The organism is Neptunomonas sp. CHC150, assembly GCF_030397555.1.
GTDB classification, from domain to species: domain Bacteria; phylum Pseudomonadota; class Gammaproteobacteria; order Pseudomonadales; family Balneatricaceae; genus Neptunomonas; species Neptunomonas phycophila.
This window is the reverse complement of sequence record NZ_JAPNXU010000024.1, coordinates 1-4,071: the sequence shown is the minus strand read 5'-3', so window position 1 is coordinate 4,071 and position 4,071 is coordinate 1. Positions and strand designations below refer to the sequence as shown.

Annotated in this window: 2 protein-coding genes; both read right to left on the bottom strand. The window is 59.4% G+C overall.

What is annotated here, in order from left to right; all coding sequences use genetic code 11:
* On the bottom strand, window positions 1-2,205 hold a 2,205-nt coding region (locus OW491_RS17915), incomplete at its 3' end, for a Calx-beta domain-containing protein (protein ID WP_290037256.1).
* 10 nt (window positions 2,206-2,215) lie between these two features.
* A partial coding sequence (locus OW491_RS17910) for an immunoglobulin-like domain-containing protein (protein WP_290037255.1) occupies window positions 2,216-4,071 on the bottom strand: 1,856 nt, incomplete at its 5' end.

Sequence of the window (4,071 nt, the reverse complement as noted above, 5' to 3'; positions counted from 1 at the left end):
GTAGTCGTCCGCCACCGGTACCGTGATCGTTTGCGTCGTCTCTCCCGGCGCGAACGTTAATGTGCCTGTGACCGCGGTGTAGTCTAAGCCCGCTGTCGCGGTGCCGTCTTGGCTCGCGTAGTCCACAGTAACCGGTGCATCGCTGGGGTTGCTCAAGGTAACGGTGAACGTCATCGTGCCGGCTGACTCGTCCACTGTCGGGGCATCATTGATGCTGATCTCAACCGTGTCGTTGTCTTCGATCGTCGTCGTGACGCTGTCGTTATTCGAGACGCGTACATCTTCTAGACCGCCATCGGTGATCGTGTCGATGCTGACTGTGAAGTCTTCATCCCCTTCGGCGATATTGTCATTCACGGTGTCGATCGTGAACGTCGCGTCGGTCTCGCCCGCGAGGATCGTGACGCTACCCACGGCAACGTAGTCGTTGCCATCCGCATCGGTGGTGGTGTAGTTGAACGTGACCGTAACATCGTCTACCGGTGCTTGGGAGATGCTGACCGTGTAGTCGGTGGTGGTCTCGCCTTCGATGACGGTACCGGGGCCGAACAGGCTGATGTACGCCGTATCCGCATCCGGATCCGTCGGGACGCTTTCTTCGGTGATCGTGGTGGTGACGCTGTTCTCGGTCTCTGAGGCGCGTACGTCTTCTAGTCCACCGTTGCTGATGGTGTCGATGCTCACAGTGTAGTCTTCGTCACCTTCGGCGATGTTGTCGTCGATCGTGTCGATGCTGAAGGTGGTGCTGGTTGTGCCAGCCGCGATCACAACATCCGCGACTTGTACGTAGTCGTTGCCGTCGGCATCGGTCGTCGTGTAGCTGAACGTGACCGTGACGTCGTCTACCGGTGCTTGGGAGATCTCTACGGTGTAGTTCGTTGTGGTCTCGCCTTCAACCACGGTGCCAGGTCCGGTGAGGCTGACGATTGCGGTGTCGGCATCCGGGTCCGTTGGCGCGGCTTCGTCGGTAATAATCGTGCTGACTTGGCTCACGCCAACCACGGTGTTCTCGAAGCTGCCTCCGGTGGTGTCAGTGATGCTGACGGTGTAGCTCTCGCTACCTTCGGCTAGGTTGTCGTCACTGGTCTGTACGTCGAACGTGGTGCTTTGTGTGCCGGCCGCAATGGTCACGGTCGTGAACACGGGCACGTAGTCGCCGTCATCGGTGGTGACGTGGCCCGTTTGGACGGTCACTTCGATGTCGGTTACGGGTACGCGATCCACGCTGACGGTATAGGTCGCTGCGTCGCCTTCCACTACGCTTGGGTCGCCACTGATGCTGATCGTGGCGGTGTCTTCGGCCGTTGGGCTGGCTTCGTCACTGATGGTGGTGGTGACGCTGCTTTGTGCAGGATTCACCGCCACCGCTTCGAACCCGCCAAGGCTTGGGTTGCTGATGCTGACGATGAAGTCTTCGTCTCCTTCGGCGTAGGCGTCATCCACGGTGTCAACGCTGAAGCTGACCTCGGTGGTGTTCGCCGCGATGGTGACTTGTGTGGTGCCTTCAACAATGTCGCCGGTCTCAGCACTGGTGTAGCTGTAGCTGATGTCGACGGTCATGTCTTGTGTCGGTGCTTCGTTGACGCTGACCGTGTAGGTGGCTGGCGCTTCGCCTTCGTCTACCGCGGTGTCGCCTGTGATGCTCACCAGTACCGTGTCTTCTGCACCCGGTGCCGCTTCGTCGGTAATGGTTCCGACGCCGGTGCCGTCCGCAATGACGGCATTGCTTGGGTTGCTCAGTACCATGTCGAACGTCTCGCTGCCTTCGGCTAGCGTGTCGTCGGTGATCGGTACGGTGATGGTCTGGGTGGTCTCGCCCGGTGCGAACGTGAGTGTGCCGCTCACGCCGGTGTAGTCGGCGCCTTCGGTTGCTGGGTTCGCACTGGTGTTGTCGGCGCTGGCGTAATCAACGCTCACCGGATCAACACTTGGCGTGCTGAGGGTGACGGTGAACGTCATCGTGCCGGCGTCTTCGTCCACGCTCATGTCATTGATGGTGAGGCTTGGAGTGCCTTCGTCGTCAATGATGGTGGTGGTGACCGGTGTGGTGTCCACGCTGAGGTCTTCGAAGTTGCCTCCGGTGCTGCCGGTGATGGCTACCGTGTAGTCTTCGTTGCCTTCAGCCAGGTTGTCTTGGTTGTTGTCGACGGTGAAGGTCGCTGTGCTGGCGCCGGCAAGGATGGTTACTTGCTGGGTCGTTGGCACAAGGTCGCCGTCATCNNGTCGCTTCACCACCTTCGGCAACGGTGCTGTCACCGGCTAAGGTCAAGGTGGTCACGTCGCTGTCGTCTACAACGGTGGTTGTCGCGGTGTCCGTGGTGTCTAGGTTCTCGTAGTTGCCACCGCTGGTGTTGTCCACGCTGAACTCAACGGGGGTGTCGGCATCGGTGTAGACGTCGTCGCCCGCTGGGAAGGTCACTTCACCGGTGGTCTGACCCACAGGGATGATGATCTCTTCGCCGTTGTTGAGGGTGATCACTAATGGCGTGTCTTCTGGGGCGTTATCTACGGTCGCTGTGACGGTGATGTCGCCGCCTTCTTCTACGCTTGGCGTGCTGTCCAGTGTCACGGTGGTGGTGTCGTTGTCATCCACCACGGTTGTCGTCGCTGTGTCTGTGGTGTCGAGCGCTTCGTAGCCACCGCCGGTGGTGCTGTCGATGCTGAACTCAACCGGGGTATCCGGGTCGGTATAGGCATCGTCGTCCGCTGGGAAGGTCACTTCGCCTGTCGTTTGGCCCACAGGGATGGTGATGGTCTCACCGTTGTCTAGCGTGATGACCAGCGGCGTGTCGACCGGTGGGTTATCCACGGTCGCTGTGACGGTGATGTCACCGCCTTCTTCTACGCTAGGGGTGCTCTCTAACGTCACTGTGCTGGTCTCAAGATCGGCCGGTGCGCTGTCGTCGGTAATGGTACCCACGCCGCTGCCGTCGGCGATGGCGACACCGGCGCTGACATTGCTCAACGTGATGTTGAACGTCTCGGTCAGTTCGGCGTAGTTGTCGTCCGTGATCGGGATCTCGATGGTGTATTGCGTATCGCCTGCGGCGATGCTGCCACTGCCGCTCACGGCGGTGTAGTCGCTGCCCGCCAGTGCGCTGTCGTCGCTGGTTGCATAGTCGAACGTGACGGCATTCGTGGTCGGTACGCTGAGGCTAACGGTGAAGGTTAAGGTCCCTGCACTTTCGTTCACCGTCACGTCATCCACACTGATGGAGAGGACGTCGTTGTCGACGATCGTTGTGTTAACCGGGGCGGTGTCGACGCTAATGGTCTCGAACCCGCCGCCTGTGGTGGTGCCACTGAGTTCAACTTGGTAGCTCTCGTTACCTTCGGCCAAGTTGTCGTCAGTGTTATCGACGGTGAACTCAACGCTGTCGCTGCCCGCTGGGATGGTAATGTTCTGCGTAACCGGTGTTAGGTCGCCGTCATCCGTTGTGATGTGTCCTACGATCACTTCGACCGTCATCTCGGTTGCCGTTGGCTGATCCAAGGTGATGGTGTACGTCGCGGTGCCGCCTTCGGCCACACTGCTGTCGCCGGTTAAGGTGACACTGATCGCTTCGGCATCCGGCTCGACACTTGGGTCGGTTGGGCTGTTGTCGTTAATGGTGGTGATCACCGGTGTGGTGTCAACGTCCACGGCTTCGAACCCGCCGCCACTGGTGGTGCCAGTGAGGGTCACACTGTAGTCTTCGCCGCCTTCAACATAAGCATCGTCGGTGTTGGTGACGTCTAAGGTGGCTGTTGTTTGGCCTGCCACGATGGTGACTTGCTGTGTCACAGGGACTAAGTCGCCGTTATCCGTGTCGATATGGCCGGTGACTACGTCAACGATCATGTCAGTCACGGCCGCTTCGCTTAAGGTGACGGTATAGGTCGCTGTCGCGCCTTCGGCAACCGTCGCTGGGCCTTCAAGGGTAACACTGATGGTGTCTTCAGCACTTGGGCTGGCTTCATCAATGATGATACCTAGGCCTACCCCATCAGCGATCGTCGCATTGCTTGGGTTGCTCAACACCATGTCCAGTGTCTCGCTGCCTTCGGCTAGGTAGTCGTCCGCCACCGGTA